Source organism: Herbidospora galbida, assembly GCF_005233835.1.
GTDB classification, from domain to species: Bacteria; Actinomycetota; Actinomycetes; order Streptosporangiales; family Streptosporangiaceae; genus Herbidospora; species Herbidospora galbida.
In genome coordinates this window covers 1-26,796 of the sequence record NZ_SZQA01000066.1, presented here as the reverse complement: position 1 = coordinate 26,796, position 26,796 = coordinate 1, and the positions used below count along the sequence as shown (strand labels likewise).

22 protein-coding genes and 1 tRNA gene are annotated in these 26,796 nt (G+C 69.4%); 14 read left to right on the top strand and 9 right to left on the bottom strand.

All coding sequences use genetic code 11. The features are described 5' to 3' along the window. Together FDA94_RS36995 and FDA94_RS36990 are read left to right on the top strand one after the other, a co-directional pair. On the top strand, positions 1-700 hold a 700-nt coding region (locus tag FDA94_RS36995; RefSeq protein WP_137251688.1), incomplete at its 5' end, for a sensor histidine kinase. A gap of 76 nt (positions 701-776) precedes the next feature. Beyond that, on the top strand, positions 777-1,187 hold the full coding sequence (locus FDA94_RS36990) for a PepSY domain-containing protein (RefSeq protein ID WP_137251687.1): 411 nt from the start codon (positions 777-779) through the stop codon (positions 1,185-1,187). A gap of 46 nt (positions 1,188-1,233) precedes the next feature. Here the strand turns inward: FDA94_RS36990 and FDA94_RS36985 are convergent, their stop codons facing one another. Further along, positions 1,234-2,037 carry an SAM-dependent methyltransferase gene (locus FDA94_RS36985; protein ID WP_137251686.1) on the bottom strand — a complete coding sequence of 268 codons (804 nt, stop codon included), beginning with the start codon at positions 2,035-2,037 and terminating at the stop codon, positions 1,234-1,236. Between the two features lie 102 nt (positions 2,038-2,139). Between FDA94_RS36985 and FDA94_RS36980 the strand changes: the two genes are divergently transcribed. After that, positions 2,140-2,634, top strand: coding sequence for a hypothetical protein (locus FDA94_RS36980; RefSeq protein ID WP_137251685.1), 495 nt, complete (start codon positions 2,140-2,142; stop codon positions 2,632-2,634). Between the two features lie 35 nt (positions 2,635-2,669). Here the strand turns inward: FDA94_RS36980 and FDA94_RS36975 are convergent, their stop codons facing one another. The 4 genes from FDA94_RS36975 to FDA94_RS36960 form a co-directional block, all read right to left on the bottom strand. Further along, positions 2,670-3,263: a hypothetical protein gene (locus FDA94_RS36975; RefSeq protein WP_137251684.1), complete on the bottom strand. Its 594-nt coding sequence runs from the start codon at positions 3,261-3,263 to the stop codon at positions 2,670-2,672. Positions 3,264-3,297: 34 nt separating this feature from the next. Continuing rightward, positions 3,298-10,194 (bottom strand): DNRLRE domain-containing protein, encoded by a 6,897-nt coding sequence (locus FDA94_RS36970; RefSeq protein ID WP_170991291.1) that lies wholly within the window; start codon positions 10,192-10,194, stop codon positions 3,298-3,300. A 142-nt stretch (positions 10,195-10,336) separates the two neighbouring features. Next, positions 10,337-10,924: an MBL fold metallo-hydrolase gene (locus tag FDA94_RS36965; RefSeq protein WP_425460202.1), complete on the bottom strand. Its 588-nt coding sequence runs from the start codon at positions 10,922-10,924 to the stop codon at positions 10,337-10,339. 5 nt (positions 10,925-10,929) lie between these two features. Next, positions 10,930-12,018, bottom strand: a complete 1,089-nt coding sequence (locus tag FDA94_RS36960; RefSeq protein ID WP_137251681.1) for an S-(hydroxymethyl)mycothiol dehydrogenase — start codon at positions 12,016-12,018, stop codon at positions 10,930-10,932. A gap of 45 nt (positions 12,019-12,063) precedes the next feature. On the opposite strand from FDA94_RS36960, the gene FDA94_RS36955 reads away from it, so the two are divergent. After that, a complete protein-coding gene (locus FDA94_RS36955) occupies positions 12,064-12,804 on the top strand; it encodes a class I SAM-dependent methyltransferase (protein ID WP_170991290.1) in 741 nt (246 codons plus the stop codon). Here FDA94_RS36955 and FDA94_RS36950 read toward each other — a convergent pair. Beyond that, positions 12,758-13,648 (bottom strand): bile acid:sodium symporter family protein, encoded by an 891-nt coding sequence (locus FDA94_RS36950; RefSeq protein WP_137251679.1) that lies wholly within the window; start codon positions 13,646-13,648, stop codon positions 12,758-12,760. The genes FDA94_RS36955 and FDA94_RS36950 overlap by 47 nt on opposite strands. A gap of 140 nt (positions 13,649-13,788) precedes the next feature. Between FDA94_RS36950 and chvE the strand changes: the two genes are divergently transcribed. From chvE to FDA94_RS36920, 6 genes are read left to right on the top strand one after another with little or no spacing between them, the layout of a single operon-like run. After that, complete coding sequence (gene chvE, locus FDA94_RS36945; protein WP_137251678.1) at positions 13,789-14,904, top strand: multiple monosaccharide ABC transporter substrate-binding protein; 1,116 nt, start codon at positions 13,789-13,791, stop codon at positions 14,902-14,904. Beyond that, positions 14,901-16,445 carry a multiple monosaccharide ABC transporter ATP-binding protein gene (gene mmsA, locus FDA94_RS36940; protein ID WP_137251677.1) on the top strand — a complete coding sequence of 515 codons (1,545 nt, stop codon included), beginning with the start codon at positions 14,901-14,903 and terminating at the stop codon, positions 16,443-16,445. Before chvE ends, mmsA begins: the two co-directional genes overlap by 4 nt. Then, positions 16,442-17,692, top strand: coding sequence for a multiple monosaccharide ABC transporter permease (gene mmsB / locus FDA94_RS36935; protein WP_137251676.1), 1,251 nt, complete (start codon positions 16,442-16,444; stop codon positions 17,690-17,692). The genes mmsA and mmsB overlap by 4 nt, the downstream gene beginning before the upstream one ends. Before the next feature lie 18 nt (positions 17,693-17,710). Further along, a complete protein-coding gene (locus FDA94_RS36930) occupies positions 17,711-18,733 on the top strand; it encodes a LacI family DNA-binding transcriptional regulator (RefSeq protein ID WP_062331394.1) in 1,023 nt (340 codons plus the stop codon). Positions 18,734-18,790: 57 nt separating this feature from the next. Further along, positions 18,791-19,132, top strand: a complete 342-nt coding sequence (locus tag FDA94_RS36925) for a DUF3147 family protein (protein ID WP_137251675.1) — start codon at positions 18,791-18,793, stop codon at positions 19,130-19,132. Beyond that, positions 19,129-19,587, top strand: a complete 459-nt coding sequence (locus FDA94_RS36920; protein WP_137251674.1) for a hypothetical protein — start codon at positions 19,129-19,131, stop codon at positions 19,585-19,587. Before FDA94_RS36925 ends, FDA94_RS36920 begins: the two co-directional genes overlap by 4 nt. On the opposite strand, the gene FDA94_RS36915 is transcribed toward FDA94_RS36920, so the two are convergent. Together FDA94_RS36915 and mdlC are read right to left on the bottom strand one after the other, a co-directional pair. After that, a complete protein-coding gene (locus tag FDA94_RS36915; protein WP_212735679.1) occupies positions 19,493-20,293 on the bottom strand; it encodes an alpha/beta hydrolase in 801 nt (266 codons plus the stop codon). The two genes, FDA94_RS36920 and FDA94_RS36915, sit on opposite strands and share 95 nt — an antisense overlap. A 16-nt stretch (positions 20,294-20,309) precedes the next feature. Next, complete coding sequence (gene mdlC / locus FDA94_RS36910; protein ID WP_170991289.1) at positions 20,310-21,863, bottom strand: benzoylformate decarboxylase; 1,554 nt, start codon at positions 21,861-21,863, stop codon at positions 20,310-20,312. Between the two features lie 197 nt (positions 21,864-22,060). Between mdlC and FDA94_RS36905 the strand changes: the two genes are divergently transcribed. Next, complete coding sequence (locus FDA94_RS36905) at positions 22,061-23,254, top strand: Nramp family divalent metal transporter (RefSeq protein WP_137251672.1); 1,194 nt, start codon at positions 22,061-22,063, stop codon at positions 23,252-23,254. A 101-nt stretch (positions 23,255-23,355) separates the two neighbouring features. On the opposite strand, the gene FDA94_RS36900 is transcribed toward FDA94_RS36905, so the two are convergent. Further along, complete coding sequence (locus FDA94_RS36900; protein ID WP_137251671.1) at positions 23,356-24,396, bottom strand: cupin domain-containing protein; 1,041 nt, start codon at positions 24,394-24,396, stop codon at positions 23,356-23,358. Positions 24,397-24,543: 147 nt separating this feature from the next. Here FDA94_RS36900 and FDA94_RS36895 point away from each other — a divergent pair. The 3 genes from FDA94_RS36895 to FDA94_RS36885 all read left to right on the top strand — a co-directional run. Beyond that, a tRNA-OTHER gene (locus FDA94_RS36895) sits at positions 24,544-24,615 on the top strand. A gap of 28 nt (positions 24,616-24,643) precedes the next feature. Then, positions 24,644-25,975: an SDR family NAD(P)-dependent oxidoreductase gene (locus tag FDA94_RS36890; RefSeq protein WP_137251670.1), complete on the top strand. Its 1,332-nt coding sequence runs from the start codon at positions 24,644-24,646 to the stop codon at positions 25,973-25,975. A 2-nt stretch (positions 25,976-25,977) separates the two neighbouring features. Continuing rightward, the coding region (locus FDA94_RS36885) for a leucine-rich repeat domain-containing protein (RefSeq protein WP_212735678.1) at positions 25,978-26,796 on the top strand (819 nt) is incomplete at its 3' end.

Here is a 26,796-nt window from a genome sequence, read left to right as displayed (position 1 = left end):
CGCGCGGGTGACCCCCGACGGCCCGCCGGAGATCCGCGACGTCGGCGCGGCGCTCAACCAGCTCGCCGGGCGGATCGACGGCCTGCTGCGGCGCGAGCGCGAGTCGGTCGCCGACCTGTCCCACCGGCTGCGCACCCCGGTGACGGCGCTGCGGCTGGAGGTCGACGCGATGCGCGACCGCGAGGACGCCGCCCGCGTCGGCACGGCCGTGGCCAGCGTCGAACGGATGGTCACCCAGGTCATCACCGAGGCGCGCCGGTCGGGCGCCGAACGCGGGCCGGGCTGCGACGCGGCGGAGGTGGTCGCCGAGCGGGTCGCGTTCTGGTCGGCCCTGGCCGACGACCAGAACCGCCCTCGTTCGGTACGGCTCTCGCCCGGCCCCCTCCCCGTCCCGGTCCGCGCCGAAGACCTGGCCGCGCTCGTCGACCTGCTGCTGGAGAACGTGTTCGCGCACACCCCCGAGGGCACCGCGTTCGCGGTCGAGCTCACCGGACGGCCCGGCGGCGCCCGGCTGACCGTCGGCGACGAGGGCCCCGGCTTCCCCGACCCCGGCCTGGTGGAACGGGGGGCCAGCGGCGCCGGCTCGACCGGGCTGGGGCTGGACATCGCCCGGCGGACGGCCGAGGAGTCCGGCGGGTCGCTGAGCGTCCGGAACGGCCCGGTGGGCGCACGGGTGATCGTGGACTTCGGAAATCCTTAGGAAACCGGCAGGGCCTCGATAGGCCCGGGTCCCCGATGGTGGAGGAACAAGCACGAAGCATCAGAAGGAGACGAATATGCGCAGGAAGACCGCCATCGCCACCGGTGTCCTCGCCGCCGCCCTGGCCGCCGGCGTCACCGGGGTCGGGATCGCGTCGGCCGACAGCGACAGCACCGAGACCCCCGACAAGGCCCCCGCCAGGCCGACGGTGCTCGTCGACGCCGCCCAGCGCACCGCGGTGGGACAGGTCGCCGGCGGATGGGTCGTCTCGTCCGATCTCGACGGCACGACCTGGGAGATCGAGGTGGCCGGCACCGACGGGACCGTCAAGGAGGTCTACGTCGACGCGGCGAAGGGCACGGTCGTCCAGGCCCCCGCGGACGAGGCCGACGACGCGAACGACGCGGACGACGCCGACGACGCCGACGACGCGAACGACGCGAACGACGCCGACGACGCCGACGACGCCGACGACGACGACGACTGACGCGACCGAAACGGCGGCCGGCCCGGTCCGGCCGCCGTTCGCATGCCTACGGCTTGCGGGCCACGCCGCCGAAGGAGTCGATGGGGCGCTCGTACTCGGTCGGGTGCCACTGCGACAGCGGGACCAGACCGGGCTCGACGAACTCCAGGCCCTCGAAGACCGACTTGAGCTCCTCGACGCTGCGCAGGTAGTAGGGCACGCCGCCCGACTCCACCAGCTTGTCGGCCCCGTCGCCGATCTCGTCGCCCTCGGAGCTGTCCCAGAAGATCATGTAGCTGCCCGACGGGACGTGGGCCATGACACGGTCGACGATCGACTTCAGCTCGTCGAGCTTCTCGACGTAGCCGAGCACGCCCATGAACATGACGCAGATCGGCTTGGTGAAGTCGAGCACGTTCCTGGCGTCGGCGACGATCAGCTCGGGGTCGTGGTAGTCGGCCTCGACGTAGGTCGTCACGCCCTCGGGGGTGGTGTTGACCAGCAGGGCGCGGGCGTGCACCAGGACCATGGGGTCGTTGTCGACGTACACGATCCGGGCGTCGGGGTGCACCGACTGGGCGACCTCGTGGGTGTTCTGCATGGTGGGCAGGCCGGTGCCGATGTCGAGGAACTGGGTGACGCCGCCCTCCTCGGCCACCCACTTCACCGTGCGGATGAGGAACTTCCGCGACTGCTTGGCCATCGTGACGATGTCGGGGTAGACCGACGCGACCGCGTCGCCCGCCTGGCGGTCGGCGGCGTAGTTGTCCTTGCCGCCCATCCAGTAGTTCCAGATGCGCGCCGCGTGCGGCGTGTTCGTATTGAGTCTGGCCGCGTAGTCGGCACGCGGATTCGTGTATTCGTCGGCCATTTCGGCTCCCTGTACGGAAAAGTCCGGGACGCCAAGATCATACTTTCTAGGGCAAAGTACGTTACAAGACCCGTACAAGTCGTCCCAGACAAACTGGGCCACATGAGCAAGACTCCGGGCCCCGGCCCCATCGGGAAGATCGTCCTGATCCTGTGCTGGCTCGCCGTGTGCGGCCTGTCCATCTACGGCTCGGTCCCATCGTTGTTGCTGGCCACCGGCCAGGAGGGCACCCCCGGCACGCTGACCGTGACGTCGTGCGTGACCCTGGGCCAGGGCCGCTACGACTGCGACGGCGTCTTCACCCCCGCCTCCGGCGGCCCGTCGATCGCGGTCCACGCCTCCCCCGACTCCGAGACCGGCGAGGTCACCCCGGCCCAGCTCACCCCCGAGGGCGACCGGGCGGTGCCTACGGGCACCAAGGGCGTGCTGGCCGCGCTGAGCCTGGCGGGGGTCGGGCTGGGCGGCCTGGGCTTCCTGCCCTACGTGCTCATGTACTGGGCCCGCCTCCCGGGCCGCCGCGTCGCGGCGATAGCCGGCGCGATCCTCTCGGTGGGCGGGCTGACGTTGGCCATCGTCGGAGTGGGAGCCTCGCTGTGACTTCACACGAACATCACATGCGACACATTCCCGGGTCATTTGACGTCGATCATCAGTCCTTGTGATGAGAAGAAGTCACGGTCGAGAAAACGTCCGGAGACTCTGCCCAGGACGGTCAGATACTCCTCCAGTTGCCCGGCCGTCGTGCTGACGTCGTAGGTCAGATCGGCCCAGTGGACGCGGTACTCCTCCTCGTCGTAGAGGGTGCCCGTACTCACACCGTCATGGGTGTAGAAGAGCTCGTCGATCTCGTCGAGCCCGGTGATGCACGCGACATCGAAGACCCGCTGCCCTCCCAGGCTGAGCGGATCCGAATCCGGCATCAAGCCGTCGAGGTAAACGATCAGCGACCAGCCTGCGGCGAGCCGGGCGATCCAGGCCCGCCGCCGAGAACCGGTGCGGGTCCTGGTTTCGGACGATCGTGCGGCGTGGAAATCACACCTCACCGCCTTCTCCGGGTCGGCGTCGAGCCGCCGGGCCACTTCGTAAACGTCCTCGACGCTGACCCAGTGCGCCATGAAGGAGTCATAGATGCCGTGTTCGGCCAGGACACGCAGTTGATTCTCTGGAGGAAAAGCGGACACAGGGACCATCCAGCTTCCGAGACAAAGGGCGGGAAGTGCCAACATACCACTTCCCGCCCCTTTTCATATCAGGCTCACATCACGGCGATATGAGCACCCAGAACGGATTATCCGCACCCACCCGATAGTCTCCGTAGAATGCGAGGAGCTCGTCGCCCTGGAGTTTGTTCTGTCTACCGTTCACGGCCCGGATGGAATAATGACCTTCAGCATAGGCGGCCCCGTTGATCGTCGAGGCGAACGGATACTCGTCACATGCCGTGGATTTTTTGTAAGGCATCTTGTCCGCCCGGTACGGCGGATTATACTTCTCCGGCATATAGTACTTGCAGAGGTTGATGCTTGCGGCCTCGCGAGCACGTTTCGCCTTGTCTTTCTTGATTTCCTCTTCGGTCGCGTTCGGGTCGTTGAGCGGAGGCGAGATCAACCAGTTCATCTCGTCAACGGTTCCCACGTCCATATGAAGATTGATTCTCGAGAAATGCTTCCTGTTCACGTCAGGCGTTTCTCCGGGCGTGCCGCGAACCAAGGGCTTTCCACGATCGTCATCGCCGTCTTCATCATACCTGGGTGCCGCCCAGTTGCCGTATATGAATTTGTTCTGCCTGCCGCCCACCGGCTTTCGCGTGGGCGGATAGCCCGGCCTACTCCAGTCATGCCCGGGACGAAGAGGGGGCTGGAGATGGGAATTGTTCTCCTCTAGAGCGTCCTCGATATGATCGATGATCTCGATGAATTCACTGTCATCGCTCTTCGACATGACGAATACACGTTTCGCCCTGGTGTTGATGCAGCCACGGAACCGGTCGGGGACATCCGGGTTGTTGGCGCCGAACTTCAGGCTGTCGCAGCGGAAGTTCGGCACCCAGCTCAGGAAGTGAGGCGCCCCGACCCCGTGCCGCCGAATCCCGACCACTTTGCCCTCGCTGTCGAGAGCCTTGTCGCTCCATGCCTTTATTTCGATATCGAAAATTCCACTGTCATCAATGATGATGTATGGCGCGATGGTGCAGATGAACGCATCCGAAGGATCGACGGTGGCCGAGACCTTGAACAGCTCCCACGGACTGGTCCGCCACGCCGAGATGTCCTTCGTCTTCGTCTCGTGATCGGCTTCGCAGCTACCGTCACTGAAGGTGCCCGTCTGCGGGCGTATCTCCAACGAAATCGGCAGCCCGCTCAACGCCGACCCCGGAACGACGACACTTCCGTCGTCATCGACGATGGCGAACTCGTCGATCATGAACCAGACCCTGATGTCGGTCGGTTTGATGCCGGTACCGGCACCATCCACCACCGAGTTCCCCGTCGCGTCGCCGAGATAGGCGTCCATGACCCAGGTCGCGCGGAATCGGAGAGCGTAGTCGTCGTCGAAGAGCTCCTCACCGACACCGCACAACCCCTGTGCGATCCGGTGCCTGATAAAGCTCTTGCAGAACGATTTCTTCATTCTCCCCGTCGAATCATCCTCCTCGTAGTCCTGCATATAGAGATACGAAGACCAGCATGAGTTGTACGGCTTCTCGCGGATCCGCGCGTCGTACACCGCATAACCGGTTTCGGTTCCGCTGACCTGGCAGTTCTGCAGGTTCACCCGCTCGTAGTCGAAATCGCCGCCGGTGTTCGACATGGCGGTCTGCATCATCGGCGCCTTGCTCCGAGAGGCCACCGGACCCGTCTCCAGCGCGGCGATCTCGGTGGCGTCGAGGGGCCGCTGGAACAACCGTAGATCGTCGAGGTCTCCCCTGACCTTGCTGCCCAATGTCGTCGGACTGTCCGCGTGCCAGGCGGGGAAGCTCACCGGAGCAGTCGAAACGAGAGCTCCGTTGAGATAGAGCGAAGCGGTTCCGGCGGTGGCGTCATAGACACCGGCCAGGTGGAACCATTCGTCCACCGGTGGTTCGACGCCGGAGAGCACGCCCTCGGTGGTCGCGTTGGCGGTGTCGGCGCTGGTCAGGGTGAACACCAGGCCGTCGCCAGGGGTGTTGCCCAGCCGGAAGGGTGCCTGGTGGGTGCCCTTCTGCTCGGCGAGGGTGAAGTCGCCGTCCTTGTCGCTCCAGCGCGACCAGGCGGCGACGGTGAAGCTCTGGTCAGTGTTGATCACCGGCCCGTCGGTCTGGGCCAGCGGCTCCTCGCCGGGTTGGGTGACGTCTATGGTCACCTGCTGCCAGTCCGACCATGGCGAGGCGTCCTGGCCGGCGACGGCGCGCAGGCGCCAGCGGATCTGCCACCCGTCGGTGAGCTCCCCCGCCGGGACCGTGATGGTGGCCTGGGCGCCGGAGGCGATGCCGTCCACCCCGCCGGTCCACACTTGGGCGCCGTCGTGTTCGATCTCGGCCTCGGCGCGGAGCGGCTGGCCGGTGGGGTTGGTGAGGGTGGCGGTCAGTCTGGGTGTGAGGGTGGTGGTGACCGTGGCGCCGTCCACGACCTTGGACGGGGTGAGGGCCGCGCCGGTGGCGGTGGGTTTGGGCACCGTGACGGTGAGGGTCTGCCAGTCCGACCACGCCGAGGTGGCCGTGGCCGAGAGGGCGCGGGCCCGCCAGCGCACCTGCCAGCCATCGGTCAGCGTGCCCGCCGGGACGGGGATGCCGGCCTGAGTGCCGGCCGGGACGTTGTCGGCGGCGCCGGTCCAGATCTGGGCGCCGTCGTGCTCGATCTCGGCTTCGGCCCGCAGCGGCTTGCCTGCCGGGTCGGCGACCTGGACGAGCAGCGACGGAGTCCGGGTGGAGGTCACCGTGGCACCGTTCACCTGCGCAGATGGGCTGACCTGGAGGGCGGCCACGGCGGGTTCCGAGACGGGATCGGGCAGGTCGACGGTGAGGTCGTGCCAGTCCGACCAGGGCGAGCCGATCGTGGTGTCGGTGTTGACCGCGCGGACTCGCCAGCGTCCCTGCCAGCCGTCGGTCAGGGTCCCGGCGGGGACGGTGACGGTGGCCTGAGTGCCGGAGGCCACTCCGGTGACGGCTCCCGTCCAGGTTTGGCCACCGCCCTCCACCTCGAATTCGGCGCGGAGCGGCTGGGCGGCGGGGTCGGTGACCAGTGCGTGCAGGGTCGGGGTCAGGCTGGTCGTGACGTTCGCCTGCGAGGAGGGCGTGACCTGGAACTGGCCGACGGTCGGGTTCGGCACGTCCACCACGGCCTGCTGCCATGCCGACCACGCCGACTGGACGGTGGCCGAGGCCGCCCGCGCCCGCCAGCGGATCTGCAGGCCGTCGGTCAGCTTCCCGGCGGGGACGGTGACGAGGGCCTGGTTGCCGGAGGCGACGGCGGGCGAATCACCGGCCCAGATCTGGGCGCCGTTGTGTTCGATCTCGAACTGTCCCGTGAGGTTCCCGCCCGCGGCGTCGGTGAGGGTTCCCGCCAGCACCGGGGTGAGCGAGGTGATGGTCGTGGTGCCGTTCACGACTTGGGCGGGGGTGGCGGACAGCGCGCCGATCGCCGGAGCCGAGGCCGGGCCCGCCGTGATGACGGTGAGCGTCGGCTGCGATCCCCAGCTGATGTAGTCCTCGCTGGAGGCGAAGATGCGATAGTTCTGGGTGGTCTGGGTCTCGTTCGGCTGCATCAGCACGAGTCCGTGGTTGGCGGCGCCGGACGCCCAGTCCTGGGCGATCCCGGTGATCGTCCACTCCATCGGTCCGGGCTCGCCGTCGCATGACATACCGACGCCGTTTCGGTTGGTGACGGCGTCCTCGGTGGTGCTCGCGGGCTTGTTGCCCCAGGTGAGAGCGGTCTCGCTCCAGCTTCCGGTCAGGCGGCGGACCTGGATGCCGGCACCGGCCTGGGTCCCGCAGGGGTCGGACTCGATGGTGGTCAGCGCGAGCTTGGCGTTGGTCACCGTGGCACCGGCCAGATCGGCGGTGGAGAAGCGCAGGTGGGTCCGGGTGAACTCACCGTAGTAGCGGCCCGCCGCCAGCTGGGGTGCGGTGGGATCGGCGGGCCATCCGGAGACGTTGGAGGCCCACACGTCCACGTCGTCGTTGGCCGGCAGCGTGATGGTGGGGTCCACGCGGACCGGGTACTCGGTGTCCGGGTCGGAGAGGAAGCCGTGGTCGGGTTTGAGCACCAGTTCGGTCTTGCCGGCCTCGGTCACCACGTCGGCGGCGATCGCCTCGCGGTTGGCCTTGGACGCGTCGACCATCACCGGCCGCGGCGCCGACGCCACCAGCTTCTTGCCATCGGACAGCAGCAGACGGCCGCCCTTGCCCTCGGTCAGCGCCAGGTCCCCGGTCTCCACGCCGATGTGGATCTCCAGCGGTTTGGCCGGACGCTCCCGCAGGACCACGTCGTGACGGAAGCCGGTCGGCAACGCCGTGACGACGAGGTCGGCGCCCTTGCCCGCGGCATCCGGGTAGGTGGCGACGTTCGCCTTGACGGTTGGCTTGGGCAGCGGGGTCGGCCAGCGCAGGCCGTATGAGTCGCCATCGTCGGTGCTCATCGTGACGAACTGGCCCGAACCGCCAGTGGAGATCCGCGTGGACACCCCTGCGGCCACGGCCCTGGGTTTGAGCATGCCGTCCAGTTCGACTAGGCCGGTGTCGATCGGCACCCAGCCCTCACCCTGCCTGACGCGGATCGGACCGGCGGTGAACTCGCTGCGGAACGTACCGTCCGGTAGCGCGTACATGATGCTCGTGGCGGTCGTCTCGTCGGTCACCTCAACAGGCTTCTGCGATCGGGCCGCCTCACCCGCGGCGGCGATCCGCGCCTGGGAAGGTTGGTTCGAGATCGCGCCGCCGTCCTTGCCGGCGATCCACGACGCGGTTTCGGTCAGGCTCGCGTGATGATCGTGGCCGGAGGAGTCGGCGGCCGTACGGCCGTCTTCCTCGTCGAACGTCCAGTGCCCCGCGACCTGATTCACGGTGGTGAACGACCAGGTGTGGGACCCCATCCAGTTCTCCGACAGGTCGATCGCCCCATCGATCTCGGCTGTGTACGTCGTGCCCGGCTTCAGTGCCTGCGCCGGAGTGAAGGTCACGACCTCTGCCGGGTCGTACTCGGAACTTCCCGCGACCGCCACGCCCTGAGCGTCCTTCAGAACGATGTCGACTTCGGCCACCGGCTCGCTGAACGTCACCCGAACCGGGGAATCCAGCGGAACCTCGATCGCACCGTCGGCCGGTTCGGTCGACACGACCTTGGGCGCGACCGTGTCCTCACCATCCTGGGGGCCGGCGTCGTCAGCCTCGCCGGGATCGGCCGGGGACAGCATGTCCGTGCCGATGAGAGATCCTTCGCCGTCTCTGAGCTGAGCGTTGGCCGACACCAACTCCTCTGTCATCGCCGGGACGACCTCTCCGGGCTCAGGGAGGTACACCGATCGGGTCAGCGCTTCCTCGTACTCGGGGATCGAGGTGAGCGGCTCACTCGAGGTGATGACAACCGTTTCGCGGCGAGGTGGTTCCGGCAGCTCGACGTCCACCGTCAGGATGGGCGGATGGAGTTGCCCCTTGCAGTCCTCCAACGGCGCCGTGCGGCAACCGCCCGCGTCCTCGGAGCGGTAGCGACGCCAGTTCCGCAGGTCCGACTCGTTGCCGGCGGTCAGCCGGATGCCGTAGTTGGTGGCTCCGTCGATCCATGCCTGGACGATCCCGTTGAGTGAGTGGGTCAGATCCCAGGCGTAGCCCATCGAGCCGGTGCAGTCGTCGCCGTAGGCGCCGTATTCGGTGTCCGCGCCCGTGTTCGTGACGGTCGGCTGACTGCCCCATTCCAGGTCCAGCTCGTCCCAGTCCGAGGTGATGCGCCGGGCGGTGACGCCCGAGTAGACCGAGATGCCGCACTCATTGGACTGGTAGTTCCACAGGTGCAGGTCGGCGTTGTCCACGGTGGCGCCCGCGAAGGTTTCGGGAATGTCGGGGAATTCCAGGTACCCGCGCCAGCGCTTGGCGACGTTGCTGGCGTACGACTTGCCGACCACGATCTGGTCCTGCGTGAAGGTGTTCCAGCTCTCCTGGTAGTCGACGTCGTTGATCCACGTGTCCATGCCGCCGTCGCCCCACTGACCGGTGTGGCCCTCATACCAGTCGTCGGCGGCGGCGAGCAGGGTCACCGGGTAGGTGACCGCCGGATCGGCCAGGAAAGCGGCGTCCGGGGTGAAGACCAGAGTCCTGCCGTCATCTGCGAGGGCGACGTCGGCCCTGCCGGTCCGCCCCGTGTCGATCGCACCGGTGGAGTCGGCGGCCTTGGCGTCGCGCAGCATGGTGGGACGCACCTCGGTGATCTTCTTGCCGTTCGCATCGACGATCGTGGGCCGGTCGGCTCGGTCCTTGAAGGAAAGCCCTTCGGGCAGGTCCATCGGCACCCGGAAGGTTACCGGGCCGGTGGGCCGCTGACGGATGACGATCTTCTGCCGGAAACCGGACGCCGTCGCGACCACCTGCAGATCACGGCCTCGCCCGTAGGCGTCCGCGTAGGTCGCGGTGTCGCCCTTCAGCTTGGGCTCGGGGAGAACCGACGGCGTGGTGATCTTCACCGCTCCGGCCTTGAGCAGCGTCTTGTCCTGGCCGTCGGACAGCGTGAGGCTGCCCGCCGCCGCCTGCGGCGTGATGACGCCGCCCTTCGCCACCAGTGTGGTGTCGATCGGGGTGAAACCCCTGCCGTCGGCGGTCCGCACGCGGATCGGTTCGGTGCTGAGCTCCATGCGCACCGTCTTGCCGTCGGGGTTGGCGTAGTAGGTGGCGCTTTCGGAGCGCATCGACTCGATCTCGACGCGGCGGTTGTCCTTCTTGGCCTGGGTCAGCGCCAACTCGGCGGGCGAATCGGGGAGCTTGGGCGGCGTCGCGAACGGGGCCGTCGGCGGCTGCGTGAGCGGCTCGGCGCTCGCGGGGACGGTCATCAGCGAGAGCGGCAGGGTCAGCACCATGACCAGGGCAACCTGGCGGCGCGTCCGGGCGAACCTGCCCGACGCTAATCGTGAGATCTTCAATACCGGCCTTTCGAACAGAAGTTTCAAAAACCGGCTGATCATCACATTCGTCACGGTGACTGTAAAGATCCTTTTCCGTGACATGGCGCACCGGTCTGTACGAAACACCTGTTCGCGGCGCGCGCGGGAGAGGCGGGCGCCGTGCGGACGTCACGCCGGTCGGACCCGCCTCGGCGTATCCGACCGGCGTGGCACCTCAGTGGCTTTCCGCGCCGATCGTCGTGTCGGGCCCGTGGCCCGTCTTCACCACGGTCTCCGGCGGCAGGGTCAGCAGTTTGGCCGCGATCGACGCCACGATCGTGTCGTGGTCGGAGAACGACCGGCCCGTCGCCCCCGGGCCGCCCTGGAACAGGGTGTCGCCCGTGAAGACGACCCCCAGGTCCGGCGCGTGGAAACAGCACGCCCCGGGCGCGTGCCCCGGCGTGTGCAGGACCGTCAGCGTCGTCCCGCCCACCTCGATCGTCTGACCGTCGGCCAGTTCGCCGTCGGGGGCGCGGTCGGGGTGGGTGAGCCGCCACACCGGCAGGTCGTCGGGGTGGAGCAGGATCGGCGCGCCGGTCGCCTCGGCCAGTGCCGGGGCCTGGCGGACGTGGTCGTCGTGGGCGTGGGTGGCCAGGATCGCCGTCACCCGGCGGCCGGCCACCACCTTCAGGATCGCGTCGACGTCGTGGGGCGCGTCGAACACCACGCACTCGGCGTCGTCGCCGAGCACCCACACGTTGTTGTCGACGTCGAAGGTCTGGCCGTCGAGGCTGAAGGTGCCCGAGGTGACGGCGTGGTCGATCCGGGTCACTTCCAGACCACCACGGACCGGAGCACGTCGCCGTGGTGCATCTTCTCGAACGCCGCCTCGACCCCGTCGAGCGGGATCTCCTCCGACACGAACGCCGCCAGGTCGATGCGGCCCTGGAGGTGCAGGTCGATCAGCATCGGGAAGTCGCGGGTGGGCAGGCAGTCGCCGTACCACGACGACTTGAGCGCGCCGCCCCGGCCGAACACGTCGAGGAGCGGCAGGTCCAGGCGCATCTCCGGCGACGGCACGCCGACGAGCACCACGGTGCCGGCCAGGTCGCGGGCGTAGAAGGCCTGCTCGTACGTCTTCGGGATGCCGACCGCGTCGATCACGACGTCGGCGCCGTTGCCGCCGGTCAGGTCGCGGATCGCCTCGACGGGGTCGGCCGAGGAGGAGTCGACCGTGTGGGTCGCGCCGAGGTTCTTCGCCCATTCGAGCTTGCGGGGGTCGATGTCGACCGCGATGATCTTCGCCGCGCCGGCCAGGCGGGCGCCCATGACCGAGGCGATGCCGACGCCGCCGCAGCCGATGACGGCGACGGAGTCGCCGCGGCCGACGTTGCCGGTGTTCATCGCCGCGCCGAACCCGGCCATGACGCCGCAGCCCAGCAGCCCGGCGACGGCCGCGCCGGCGGCCGGGTCGACCTTGGTGCACTGCCCGGCGGCGACCAGGGTCTTGTCGGCGAACGCGCCGATGCCCAGGGCCGGGGACAGCACCGTGCCGTCGGCGAGGGTCATCTTCTGGGTGGCGTTGTGGGTGTTGAAGCAGTACCAGGGGCGGCCGCGCAGGCAGGCCCGGCACTGGCCGCAGACCGCGCGCCAGTTCAGGATCACGAAGTCACCGGGCTCGACCTCGGTGACCCCCTCGCCGACCGCCTCGACGACGCCGGCCGCCTCGTGGCCGAGCAGGAACGGGAAGTCGTCGTTGATCGCGCCTTCGCGGTAGTGCAGGTCGGTGTGGCAGACGCCGCACGCCTCCACCTTGACCAGCGCCTCTCCCGGGCCCGGGTCGGGCACGAGAATCGTCTCCAGCGTCACCGGGGCGCCCTTGGCCCGGGCCACCACGCCGCGTACTTCGTGTGTCATGGACCGATTGTGATGGACTGGATCTCTGACCGGAAGGAGGACGCCGTGCCGCCGCGGGATGACGATCTGTTCAAGGGAGCCGCCGACTACTACGAGCTCGGCCGCCTTCCCTACGCCGCGCAGCTGCCCGAGGTCCTCGCGAAGGAGCTGGGCCTGGGTCCCGAGTCGGTGGTGGCCGACATCGGCTGCGGGCCGGGCCTGCTCGCGGTCGCGCTGGCCCCCTTCTGCGGACGGGTGCTCGGCGTCGACCCCGACCCCGACATGCTGGCGCGGGGCCGCCGCCGCGACCCGTCGCTCACCTGGCTGCGCGCGCGGGCCGAAGACCTGGCGTTCGAGCCGGGCGAACTCGACGCTGTGGTGTTCGGCCGGTCGTTCCACTGGACCGACCGCGCGCTGATGTCCGGCCGGCTGCGGACCTTCGTCCGGCCCGGCGGCCACCTGGTGCTGGTCTCCGAGATGCACCGGCCCGGCCGCATCCCACCGCAGGTCAAGGAACTGATCGCCGAGTTCCTCGGCGAATACCGCGTGCCGCGCCTCGGCGACGAGGAGGAGATCATCGCGGCGGCGGGCTGGCAGGGCCCGAAGCGGCTGACCATGCGGACGGCCGGCACCCTCACCCGCGACCCGGAGACCCGGATCGCCGAGGTCTACTCGATGTCGAGTTCGACCCGGCACCGCTTCGGCACGCGGCTCCCGGAGTTCGACCGGCGGCTGCGCGAACTGCTGTCGGAGCCTGAGGTCATCCCTTTTCCGGCGACACTGGCCCGGATCTGGACGAACCCCTGACCGCGTAGCCGAAGACCAGCGTGGTGCCGAACATCAGCACCCCGTAGACGGCGGGCGGGATCGACATCGTCGAGTTGTTCAGCAGGGTCGGGCTCAGGGCGATCGTGATGGCCAGGGTGCTGTTGTGGATGCCGATCTCCATGCCCGAGGCGATCGCCTGGCGGCGGCCGACGCGGAACAGGCGGGGCAGCCAGTAGCCGATGGTCAGGCTGATCGCCGAGAACAGCACCGCGACGAGGCCGACCGAGGCGAGGTGGTCGAGCAGCCGTTCGCGCTCCTGCACGATCGCGCCGACGATGACGGCGGCCAGCACGACCGCCGAGGCGATGCGGACCGGCTTGTCGGCGCGGTCGGCGAACGACCGCTTCCAGGCGCGGACCAGCATGCCGATCACGACCGGGATCAGCACCAGCGCGAACACCTGGAGGACCTTGTCGGCCTGGAGGCCGAGTTCGCCGCCGCCTTCGACGAAGTGGCCGATCGACAGGTTGACCACGAGGGGCAGGGTGAAGGCGGCCAGCACCGAGTTGACGGCGGTCAGCGTCACGTTCAGCGCGACGTCGCCGCCAAACAGGTGGCTGTAGAGGTTGGCGGTGGTTCCGCCGGGCGAGGCGGCGAGTAGCATCATGCCCACCGCGAGCAGCGGTTCGAGGTCGAAGACGACGACCAGGCCGAAGCAGACGGCGGGCAGGATCAGCACCTGGGCGACCAGGGCGATCACGACGGCCTTGGGTTGGGCGGCGACGTCGGCGAAGTCGCGCAGGGTGAGAGACAGGCCCAGCCCGAACATGATGAGCGCGAGTGCGGCGGGGAGCGCGACGGTGGTGAGGATCGACTGTTGCACGGAACACCGTATTTCTGGGGGGTTCCGTCGTTGTAGCAGCAGTCCCGTCGGCGATCAAGCGATGGTAACGCTCCCATTCCGTTGACTCGGTTTCATAACGAGCTATTGACACGTTTTATGTTAGCGATAACAGTCTTCGCATGACGCACGTGAGATTCCCCCGGATCGCCGCCGCTCTCCTGTTGGCCACCACACTGGCCGCGTGCGGGTCCACCCAGAAGACCGTTGACGCGGAGGCCTCCCAGTCGGCCGCCGCCGGCCCCGCCGGGTCGCTGGTCGGGGTGACGATGCCCACCAAGTCGTCGGAACGCTGGATCTCCGACGGTGACAACGTGAAGGCGGAGCTGGAGAAGCTCGGCTACCAGGTCGACCTCCAGTACGCCGAGAACGACATCCCCACTCAGATCAACCAGATCGAGAACCAGATCACCAAGGGCGCCAAGCTCCTGATCATCGCCTCGATCGACGGCACCGCCATCACCACCCAGCTCCAGCAGGCGGCCGACAAGAAGATCCCGGTCATCGCCTACGACCGGCTGATCCGCAACTCCCCCAACGTCGACTACTACGCCACCTTCGACAACTTCAAGGTCGGCGTCCAGCAGGCCACCTCGCTGCTCAAGGGCCTGAAGGTGGACGACTCGACCAAGGGTCCCCTCAACGTCGAACTGTTCGCCGGGTCGCCCGACGACAACAACGCGACGTTCTTCTTCAACGGCGCGATGTCGGTCCTCCAGCCGTACATCGACAAGAAGGTCCTGAACGTGAAGAGCGGTCAGACCGACTTCAAGACGGTCGCGATCCTGCGCTGGGACCCGGCGACCGCGCAGAAGCGCATGGAGGACATCCTCACCAAGACCTACAGCGGCGGCGACCACGTCGACGGCGTGCTGTCCCCCTACGACGGCCTGTCGATCGGCATCCTGTCGGCCCTGAAGTCCAACGGTTACGGCACCTCTGAGCAGCCGTACCCGGTGGTCACGGGCCAGGACGCCGAGCTCGCCTCGGTCAAGTCGATCCTCGCCGACGAGCAGTACTCGACGATCTACAAGGACACCCGCCAGCTCGCCGACGTGACCGTGAAGATGGCCGACGCCGTCCTGAAGGGCGGCAAGCCGGAGGTCAACAACACCACGGACTACGACAACGGCAACAAGGTGGTCCCGTCGTACCTGCTGGACCCGGTCATCGTCGACAAGTCCAACACCCAGACGCTGGTCGACTCCGGTTACTACGAGGCCTCCGAACTGCAATGACCGACGACATCCTGCGCATGCGGGAGATCACCAAGACCTTCCCCGGCGTACGGGCGCTCCAGGACGTGAACCTGTCCGTGCGCCGGGGTGAGATCCACGCGATCTGCGGTGAGAACGGCGCCGGGAAGTCGACCCTGATGAAGGTGCTGTCGGGGGTCTACCCCCACGGCTCGTACGAGGGCGAGATCGCCTTCGACGGCCAGGAGTGCCGGTTCGCCGGCATCCGCGACAGCGAGCAGCGGGGCATCGTCATCATCCACCAGGAGCTGGCGCTCTGCCCGCAGCTGTCGATCGCGGAGAACATCTTCCTGGGCAACGAGCGGTCCCGGCGCGGCCTGATCGACTGGAACCGCACGAACCACCAGGCGCGGACCCTGCTGGACCGGGTGGGCCTGCCCGAGAACCCGGTCACCACCGTCTCGGACATCGGCGTCGGCAAGCAGCAGCTCGTCGAGATCGCCAAGGCCCTGTCGAAGGAGGTGCGGCTGCTCATCCTCGACGAGCCGACGGCCGCGCTGAACGACGAGGACTCGGCCCACCTGCTCGACCTGCTGCGCGGCCTGCGGGCCGAGGGCATCACCTGCGTGATCATCTCGCACAAGCTGAACGAGATCGCCGCGATCGCCGACCGGGTCACCATCCTGCGCGACGGCCGCTCGATCGAGACGCTCGACATGGGCGCCGACGACGTCACCGAGGACCGCATCATCTCGGGCATGGTCGGCCGCGACCTGGAACACCGCTATCCGCCGCACGAGCCGTCGATCGGCGAGGAGGCGTTCCGGATCGAGGACTGGACCGTGCACTCCCCCGTCCAGCGCGACCGCGTGGTGGTGTCCGGGGCCGGGCTGTCGGTACGGCACGGCGAGATCGTCGGCCTGGCCGGGCTGATGGGCGCGGGCCGGACCGAACTCGCGATGAGCGTCTTCGGCCGGTCCTACGGCGTCGACATCTCCGGCCGGGTCTACCGTGACGGCCGGCAGGTGGAGATCAAGAGCGTCCGCGACGCGATCGGCCACGGCATCGCCTACGCGACCGAGGACCGCAAGCGCTACGGCCTGAACCTGATCGAGGACATCAAACGCAACATCTCCGCCGCCGACCTCGGGCGGCTGGCGCGGCGCGGCTGGGTGGACGACAACGAGGAGTACCGCGTCGCCGAGGGCTTCCGCCACGACATGAACATCAAGGCCCCGAGCGTGCTGAGCGTGACCGGGAAGCTGAGCGGCGGCAACCAGCAGAAGGTCGTCCTGTCGAAGTGGATCTTCACCGACGCCGACGTCCTGATCCTCGACGAGCCCACCCGGGGCATCGACGTGGGCGCCAAGTACGAGATCTACTCGATCATCAACCGCCTCGCCGACGCCGGGAAGGCCGTGCTGGTCATCTCGTCGGAACTGCCCGAACTGCTGGGCCTGTGCGACCGCATCTACACCATGTCGGCCGGTCACATCACCGGCGAACTCCCCCGGCACGAGGCCACCCAGGAACGCCTGATGACACTGATGACGACGTTGACGAGCAAGGATCCAACCCGATGAGCAGCATCTCCCCCACAGACGTCCCGACCGCTCCGGCCGGGCCACCGAACTCGGCCGGTCCGGCCCGGACGACGGTGTTCGGGATCTCGCTGAACATCCGGCAGAGCGGGATCTACATCGCGTTCGCGCTGATCGTGGTGCTGTTCACGATCCTCACCGAGGGCGCGCTCCTCCAGCCGCAGAACATCTCGAACATCATCGTCCAGAACTCCTACATCCTGATCCTGTCGATCGGGATGATCCTGATCATCATCGCCGGGCACATCGACCTGTCGGTCGGATCCGTCGTCGCCGTCACCGGCGCGATAGCCGCGGTGCTGATGGTCGACTACGGCGTGCCGTGGCCCGTGGCGCTGCTGCTCACCCTCGTCGCGGGCGGGCTGATCGGGGCCTGGCAGGGGTTCTGGATCGCCTACTTCGGGATCCCGGCCTTCATCGTCACGCTCGCCGGCATGCTGCTGTTCCGGGCGCTGACGCTGACCGTGCTGGGCAACCAGGGCATCGGCCCCTTCCCCGACCCCGTCAGGACGCTTTCCAACGGGTTCACCGACGGCTTCTTCGGCAACATCGGGCTGGGGGCGCTCGGCGGCGCGGACCTGTTCTCGCTGCTCGTCGGCGTCCTGGTCGTCGGGGGCATGGCACTGTCGCAGTGGCGCACCAGGACCGCCCGGCTCGGCTACCACCAGGCCGTCGACCCGCTGCCGGTCTTCCTGCTGAAGATCGTCACGGCCGCCGCGGTCATCATGTTCGTGGTGGTCCAGCTGGCCCGGTTCCGGAACCTGCCGTGGGTGCTGGTGCTGCTGGCCCTGCTCGTGCTGGCGTACTCGCTGCTCACGAACCGCGCGGTGTTCGGGCGGCAGATCTACGCCATCGGCGGCAACCTCCAGGCGGCGGTGCTGTCGGGCATCAAGGTCAAGCAGGTCGTGTTCTGGATCTTCGTCAACATGGGCGTGCTGGCCGCGCTGGCGGGGGTCATCTTCGCGGGCCGGCTGAACCAGGCCGGACCGACCGCCGGCAACACCTTCGAGCTCGACGCCATCGCGGCGGCGTTCATCGGCGGCGCGGCGGTGCAGGGCGGCGTCGGGAAGGTAGTGGGCGCGATCACCGGAGGTCTCATCATGGGTGTGATCAACAACGGCATGTCCCTCATCGGCTCACCGAGCGAGCGCGTGATGCTCGTGAAGGGCGTCGTGCTGCTGGCGGCGGTGGCATTCGATGTATGGGCCAAGCGGCGTGCCGCGCGTTAGGTCATAGGCTTGGATCCCATGACCACTTCCCCCGGCGGCGAGCCGGCCGAACGCACCAAAGCGGCCGTTCTCGAAGACGTCGCCGGCCTCGCGGGCGTCTCGGCGATGACCGTCTCCCGCGTCCTCAACGCTCCGGAGAAGGTGCGCCCCGAGACCCGCGCGCGGGTTCTCGCGGCCGTCCAGGAGCTCGGCTACCGGCCCAACTTCGCGGCCCGTTCCCTCGTGACGGGCCGCTCGGGCGTGCTCGGAGTGGTGAGTTTCGACACGACTCTGTACGGGCCCGCCTCCACCCTCTACGCCATCGAGCGCGCCGCGCGCGAACACGACTACCTGGTGAACATCGCCAGTCTCGAGGCGATGACCCGGCGGTCCATCGCCGAGGGCGTCGACCGGCTGCGTCAGCAGTCTGTCGACGGCGTCATCGTGATCGTCCCCCACGAGTCGGCCGCCGACGGCCTGCGCGACCTGCCGCCCGATCTGCCCGTGGTCGACGTCGGCGGCGGCGAGCGGCTGTCGGTGCCGGCCGTTGCGGTCGACCACCACGCCGGCGCGGTCAGGGCCACCCGGCACCTGCTCGAACTCGGGCACGAGACCGTCCACCACCTGAGCGGCCCGGCCAACTGGATCGACGCCAACAACCGCATGCAGGGCTGGCGGCACGCGCTGCGCGGTCGCGAGATCCCGCCGCCGCTGGCCGGCGACTGGTCCGCGAACAGCGGTTACGAGCAGGGCAAACGGCTGTCGCGCGACCCGTCGGTGACGGCGGTGTTCGTGGCCAACGACCCGATGGCGCTCGGCCTCATGCGGGCCTTCCGCGAGGCCGGCCGCCGCGTGCCCGAAGACGTCAGCGTGGTCGGTTACGACGACGTCCCGGAGGCGGCCCACTTCTGGCCGCCGCTCACGACGGTCCGGCAGAACTTCGCCACACTCGGCCGCCAGGCCTTCCAGTTACTGCTGAACCGGATGGTCGGCCACGACACCTCCGAACGCCGCACGGTCGAACCGGAACTGGTCGTCCGGGAGTCGACCAGCCGCCGGTAAAACCGAATTACCCCGCCCGTGACCTGATCGCAGCACCCCAGCGGGCAACGGTCCTCCATGGACGACGTGTGGTTGATCGTGGCCCGGGGGGTGTTCGGGGGCGTCCTCGTGATGTGCTTCGCGCTGCTCGGGGAGGCGACCTCGCCGAAGCGGTTCGCGGGCATCTTCGCCGCGGCTCCGGCCGTGGCCATCGGGGGGATGGTCATCACCGCGTTGAGCGACGGGCGGCGGGAGCTGGCGGAGTCGGGTCTCGGCATGGTCGCCGGCGGGGTGGCGCTGGTGGCGTACTGCGCGCTGGCGGTCCCGCTGGTCCGCCGGTTCGGCGCGCTCAAGGGCTCGACGGGCGCGCTGGTCCTCTGGGCGGCCGTGGCCTGGCTGGGCTGGACGGTGATCTCGTGAAGGTGACGTTCCGGGCGTCGCGGCTGCGGCACACCCGGGTGCGCGACCTCGCGGTGAGGTTCGTGTTCGGCGCGGCCATCTCGGTGGTCGCCGGCCTGGTCGGCGAGCGGTGGGGGCCGCTCGCCGGAGGCGTCTGGCTGGGTTTCCCCGCCATCCTCGGCGCCACGCTGACGCTCATCGAGGAGGAGGAGCACAAGCGCGGCCCGGCCGCCAAGGACGCCATGGGCGCCATCTTCGGAGCCGGCGGCCTGACGGCGTTCGCCGTCTGCGTCTGGCTGCTGGCGACCCGCCTGCCCTCCTGGCTGGTGCTGGTCGTCGCGCTGGCGGCGTGGATGGCCGTGGCCGCGTTCCTGTACGTGGTCAGCGAAGCGAGCAGATCGCGTCTTCGATCACGCGGGTCACGGCCTCCGGGTGGGAGACCAGGGCGAGGTGGGAGCCACCGTCGAACTCGGTGACCTTCGACTTGGCGCGCTTGGCCATCGCGCGCTGCGAGTCGGGGACGATGATCTTGTCGCCGCTCGCGATGAAGTACCACGACGGGATGGTCTTCCAGGCGGGCTCCTTCGACGGGGTCATGAACGCGGCCGTCGAGGCGGCCCGCTGCCCCGCCCACAGCTCGGCCGACCGGGTCTTCGGCAGGTCCTGGGCGAAGGAGTTCTGGAAGACGTCCTTCTTCAGGTAGAGGTCCTTCGCGGTCGTGCCGGGCGCGGCGGCCTGGTCGTAGAGGGTCTCCGGCTTTCCGCCCAGGGCCGAGCCCGCCCCGCTGAGCTGCATGGTGTTCTCGCCGGCCGCGGGGGCGGCGGCGTCGACGTACACCAGTGCCTTGACGTCGGGGTCGCCGGTGGCCGCGTTGGTGATGACCGAACCGCCGTAGGAGTGGCCGACCAGGACGACCGGGCCCTGGACCGTGTCGAGGAAGTCGCGCACGGTCTGGGCGTCGCTCGTCAGGTCGCGGAGCGGGTTGCCGATCGCGCGGGCGGTGTAGCCCGACCGCTGGAGTTCCTGGACCTCGCCGGCCCAGCTGGAGGTGTCGGCCCACGCGCCGTGGACCAGGACGACGGTGGGCTTGACCGGGCACACCTGCCGCACGGCCGCCTCGGCGGCGTGGGCCGGGGCGACGCCCGTGAGGATCATGACGACGGCGAGGAGCGACTTCGACACGGCTTTCCCCCAAAGATCAGCGCTGGTCGACGAGCACGAGGCGCGGTTCCTCCGCGTGGACTCCCTCGTGCACGAACTCGGTGAGGTCCTTGAGCGTCTCGGCGTGGTGGGTCTGCAGGCCGTAGCCCCGGGCGATCGCCAGCGGGTCGATCCCGCCGAGGTCGAGGTAGTCGCCGTGCGGGACCCGCAGCAGGTCGGCGAACTCCTCCAGGGCGCGGTAGCGGTGGTTGGCGCAGATGACGAACGTGACCGGCACGTGGTGGCGGGCGGCGGTCCACAGCGCCGAGGGGGTGTAGTGCATGGCGCCGTCGCCAATTAGGGCGAGCACCGGGCGATCGGGGCGGGCCAGCGACAGGCCGATCGCGGCCGGGAGGCCCCAGCCGAGGCCGCCCGCCGCCGGGTAGAAGAGCGACGTCGGGCGGGTGATCGTGAGGCGGTCTCTGAGGAGGTCGGCCGAGGTCCACTCGAAGGCGATCACGGCGTTGTCGGGCTTGCCGTGGTCGACGGCGTCGAGGATGGCCTCGGCGGTGAAGGGCTCGGCGTCGGGGAGCAGGCGGCCCTTCGGCAGCGGCCGGTCGCTCTTGTCGCACGTGTCGAGCAGCCGCACCAGGGCGTCGGCCGGGTCGCCGATCAGGAACCGGCCCATCGGGGCGCGGGCCGCTTCGCCGGGGTCGTCGGTGACGGCGTACAGGCGCGTGTCCGGCGGCAGGAAGCCGACCCGGCTCGGGGCGTGGTAGCGGAAGACGGGCGCGCCGACGCAGATCACCAGGTCGTGGGCGGCGAGGATGTCGGCGACCGCGCCGGCGGCCGACGGCAGGACGCCCCGGTAGCTCGGGTGGCGGGTGGGGAACGGGGCCCTGGGCGCGCTCGGGGCGATCCAGACCGGCAGGCAGGCCTTCTCGGCCAGCGCGACGGCCGCCTCGAAGCCGTCGTCGGTGTCGGCTCCCGGGCCGAGGACCAGCACGGGAGTGTCGGCGCGGTTCAGCGCGTCCTTGAGTTCGCCGACCGCCTGCACGACCGGCGTCCCCTCGACGCTCCGGTCGAGCAGGCCCGTGAGCGCGGGCTCGTCGGCGAGCTCGTCCCAGTCGTCCAGCGGGACGGACAGGTACGTCACGCCGCGCGGCGCGCTCGCGGCGAGCAGCAGCGCCGTGGAGAGCAGGGCGGGGCCGTCTTGGGGGCGGAGGGGTTCGCCCGACCACTTGACCAGCGGGTCGGTGAGCTTCGTGGCGTCGGCGTTGGTGAGCATCGCGCCGACCGGGACGTAGCGGCGGGCCTGCTGACCTGCCATGACGACCATCGGGGTGTGACCGGCGGCGGCGTTGGTGAGGCAGCCCATGGCGTTGCCGGTGCCGGAGGCGGCGTGCAGGTTGACGAAGCCCGTCGTGCCACTGGCCTGGGCGAAGCCGTCGGCCATCGCGATGGCGGCGCCCTCCTGGAGGGCCAGGTAGTAGGGGAGGTCGTCGGGCAGGCCGGTGAGGAAGGGCAGCTCGTTGGAGCCGGGGTTGCCGAACACCGCCTTCACCCCGTGGTGGCGGAGCACCCGATAGAAGGCCTCGCTCACGTGAGTCACTAACCGAACATATCCAGATTTATCGGAAATGCGCAATTAATGGGCCGAGTTTCACAGCTTACCCATCGCGGGAACATTTGACTCGGTGTGGCGATTTCCAATACCCAACAATTAGGGAAATCACTGTGATTGCTCGCCCCAATCCCGCTAAATCCGGCATACGTCCATCAACGCGGAAAGTCCCCGCGCTGGCGCCCATGTTGGGCCCTGCGTTCGTCGCGGCCATCGCCTACGTCGATCCGGGGAACGTGGCCACCAACCTCACCGCCGGGGCGACCCTCGGCTACCTGCTCGTCTGGGTCGTGGTGCTGGCCAGCCTGGTCGCGATCCTGGTGCAGTTCCAGGCGGCGAAGCTGGGCATGGCGACCGGGCTGAACCTGCCCGAGCTGTGCCGCGAGCGGTTCAGCCGGCGCGGCAGCCTGCTGCTGTGGGGGCAGGCTGAGATCGTCGTGCTCGCCACCGACCTGGCCGAGTTCGTCGGGGCCGCCATCGGGATGCAGCTGCTGTTCGGCATGCCCGTGTGGCTGTCGGCGATCACCACGGCGGTGATCTCGCTGGCCCTGCTGGAGCTGCGCCGCAAGGGGCGCACCCGGCCGTTCGAGCTGATGAGCGCGGCGGCGCTGATGTTCGTCGGGGCCGGGGTCGGCTACGACATCCTGGCCACCGGGCACCAGTCGGCGGGCGGCCTGGCGGCCGGGCTCATCCCGAGCCTGGGCGGGGCGGGGGCGCTGCTGCTGGCGATGGGCATCGTCGGCGCGACGGTCATGCCGCACGCCGTCTACCTGCACTCGGCCCTGGTGCAGGGGCGCGGGATGACGACCGATGCGGCCCGCGCGCAGCCCGCGCTGGTGCGGCGGATCCTGCGGTGGGACTGCTCGCTGGCGCTCGGCGTGGCCACGGTCATCAACGTGTCGATGATCGCGCTGGGCGCAGGGCTCGGGGTGGCCAGCGGCGGCACCTGGACCGGCGACCTGTCGGCCGCCCACGCCGAACTGGCCGCCCGCGCGGGCGGGTTCGCCGCCCTGGCGTTCGCCGTCGCGCTGCTGTCGTCGGGGCTGTCGTCGTCCGGGATCGGGACGCTCGCCGGCGACGTCGTGATGCGCGGGTTCCTGAACGTGCGGGTGCCCGTCCACGCCCGCCGGATCGTGACGATGACCCCGGCCGTGCTGGCGCTGCTGTCCGGGGTCCCGCTCACCGACCTGCTGGTGCTGAGCCAGGTGGTCATCTCGCTCGGCGTTCCGGTGGTGCTGTTCCTGCTCGTGTACTTCTGCCGCGACCGCGACCTGATGGGCCCGCTGGTGAACGCGCCCCTCACCACCTGGATCGCGGGCACCGCGGCGGCGGTCGTCGCCCTGCTGGGCTGTTCGCTGCCGATCACGATGCTGCTCTGATGACCGTCCGCGCCAGAATCCAGGTCTGCGCCGCGCTGGCCGCCGTCTCCTTTCTCCTGGACGCCGACCTCCGGCTCACCGTGACGCTTTTCCTGCTGGCGTCATTTGCCCACGGGGTCGCGGGGATTGCCGCGCGGCACGATGAGCGGGTCGATCGGGGTGAACGGGAATTGCGGGAGTTCTCTCTCGGGAATGGCGAAACTCGCGGCGAGGACCTCGCGTGAAAACGCGGTCGCGGTGGCCTTGTAACCGATGTCGGCGGGCATCGGCTGGTCGAAGAAGATGAGGAAGTGGATGTCCTCGTCGCCGATGACCTCGATGTGGTGCGGGAAGGCGCGCGGCACGAAATAGAGGTCGCCGGGACTGAGGAGGTACTCGTCGAGGCTGAGGTCCGGGTCGAGGACCCGCATCCGGGCGTGGCCCTTGGCGACATAGCCCATCTCGGCGGTGACCGGGTGCCAGTGCGGCTCCCGCATGCCGCTCTCCCTGATGCGCAGGGAGTACATGGAGATGTCGTCGAGGGCGGCCCAGAACTGGCCCCGCGCCATGCGGGCGTCGCCGTAGGAGTAGGTCAGCACCGGCGCCTGGCTCTCGACGTCGAACAGCTTGGCGTTGGGCAGCTTGGCGGTCGGCGTCACCTCGGCCGGGCCGGTGCGCCGCACGATCTGCTGGGCCGGCGACCGGTCGAACGCGGCGAACGCCGAGGCCTGGAGGTCGAAGGTGTTGCCGAGCACGGCGTCGGTCATCGCGGTGAAGCTGTCGCGCACCGAGAAGTGCTGCGGCCGTTCGCTGCGCAGGGCCAGCACGAGCTCGGCGCGGTCGGGCCCGATGTTCTCGATGTGGTAAACCGCGCCCGACTCGACGTGGTACATCTGCCCCGGCCGTACGACGAACGACGAGAACGCGTCGGCGTTGCCGAGGATCGAGACCAGGACGGTGCCGGAGACCACGTAGGCGAGCTGGTTGGCGTTGACGTTCCACTGCGGCTCGCGGATCGCGCCGGGCTCCAGGATGACCCTCTTCAGCGAGAGCCGGTCGAGGATCGGCAGGACCTTCTCGTCGACCACGGTGACCGAGCCCAGGTCGTTCTCGAACGTGGGCCGGACCTTCCCCAGCGAGGTGATGTGTGGCGACTTGCGCATGGTCTTCTCCCCCGGAAGCGAACTGTTTTCCCAGGTTAAGCAGCATGTGCCGGAAGTCTGAGGAATGACACGTTGGTCTTCGTCGGCCCCCGGGATTCGATGGACAAGATCTGGAATGTCGGAGATGTGCGCTAACCTTCCGGCGACACGGTCGTAGCGCAGAGGTCGTCGCGCCCCAAAGCGATGCGGAGGACGCCGGTTCGAATCCGGTCGGCCGTGTCACCTTTTTTGCCGGAGGGGGACGCGCATGGCTTCTGACGTGGAGACCTGCCTGCGTGTCCTGGCCGAGGCCCGCGCGGCCGATCCCGACGACGAGCGCTGGGCGCCGGTGCGGGAGGCCGCCGCGCAGGTCTACCGGGCGGGCAAGAAGGCCCGCAAGTCGGCCCGCAACGCCGACCGCCGCCGGCACGACGACGTCGTGAACGCCGCCACCGAGCGCCACCGCAACCAGAACCCCGACTCCGCTCCGCCGGTCGCCCCGCCCACGGCGTTACGGCCGCTGGCCGCGACCCGGCGGTGCTACGTCTGCAAGGCGTCCTACGACCTGGCCCACTCGGTCTACCACCTGCTCTGTCCCGAGTGCGCCGAGGAGAACCTGGCCCGCCGCACCGCCCGCTGTGACCTGCGCGGACGCCGGGCGCTGGTGACCGGCGGCCGGGTGAAGATCGGTTTCCAGACCGCGCTGAAGCTGCTGCGCGACGGCGCCGAGGTCTTCGTGACGACCCGGTTCCCCGCCGACGCGACCCGCCGCTACGCCGCCGTCCCCGACGCGGCCGAGTGGCTCGACCGGCTGCACGTCCACGGTGTCGACCTGCTCGACCTGCCCGGGGTGGCGGGTCTGCTGGAGACCGTGCACGAGCGGTTCGACCACCTCGACGTCCTGGTCAACAACGCGGCCCAGACGATCCGCCGCCCGGCGGCCTACCACCGTGAGGTGGCGGCGGCGGAGAGCCTTCCGCCGGAGGGCCTGGCCGCCCGGATCAGCCGTACGACCGGCACCGCGATCGCCACGGGGGTCGCGCACGAGATCACCTCAGGCGGCGAGCTCGAGTCGCTCTTCCCCGCCGGGCTGCTCGACGAGACCGGCGAGCCGCTCGACCTGCGCGACCGCAACAGCTGGAGCCTGCGGCTGCACGAGGTCGACCCCGCCGAGTGGCTGGAGGTCCAGCTGGTGAACTCGTTCGCGCCGTTCCTGCTGACCTCGCGGCTGCGGGGGCTCCTGGAGGCCTCGCCGCACCCCGACCGGTACGTCGTACAGGTGTCGGCGATGGAGGGCAGCTTCTCGCGGGAGAACAAGACCGTCCGCCACCCGCACACCAACATGGCCAAGGCCGCGCTGAACATGCTCACCCGGACCGCCGCCCCCGACTACGCCGCGAGCGGCATCCACATGAACAGCGTCGACACCGGGTGGTGCACCGACGAGCGGCCCCACCCGGAGAGGGCGGCGAGCCGCTTCCGGCCGCCGCTCGACGTGATCGACGGGGCCGCGCGGGTGTACGACCCCGTCGTCCGGGGGGTCGGCGGCGACCCCGTCTCCGGACTCTTCCTGAAGGACTACCGATCGGTGGAGTGGTGACCGTGAAGCCTGTGCCCGTACGCTGCCCGGCGATCGAGCACCCCGACGTCCCCCTGGCCGAGGCGGCGGCCCTCGACCCGCTGCTCGCGCGGCTGGCCGACACCCGCGCGGTCGCGGCCGACGAGGTCTTCCCGCTCGGCGCGCTGCGTCCCGACGGCCGGGTCGACCTGTGCAAGCAGGGCCTGGGCGCCCCCGGCGTGGCCCGGCTGCTGCCGGTGGCGACGGCGTCGCCGCACGCCGTCCACCTCCTGCTGGGCACCAACGCCATCGGCGACGAGGGGGCCCGCGCGGTCGCGGGCGCGCTCACCGGCGACCACCGCCTGCGCACCCTCTACCTCGGCTGCAACCGCATCGGCCCCGAGGGCACGGCGGCGCTGGCCGACCGGCTGAGCGGCGATCAAAGCGTCCGGGCGCTGTGGCTCAAGCGGAACCCGGTCGGCGAGGCGGGGGTGCGGGCGCTGGCGCAGATGCTCGCCTGGAACAGCACGCTGCGCACGCTCGACCTGGTCAACACCGGCCTGTCCATGGCCTCGCTGGAGGTGCTGGTCGCCGCGCTCACCAGCCGCGACGTGCCGCTGGAGCGGCTGTTCCTCGGCGGGAACGGCCTCGGGCCCGGCGCCGCGCCGCTGCTGGCGACGCTGATCACCGAGGCGGGCGTACGAGAGCTCTACCTCCCGGCCAACCACCTGGGCGACGAGGGCGCGGCCGCGCTGGCCGCCGCGGGCGACCCGGCGCGTCCGGTCCGCCTCGGCCTCGGCGGCAACGGCATCGGTCCGGACGGCGCGACGGCGCTGGCCGCCGCGCTCGACCGCATCGAGTCG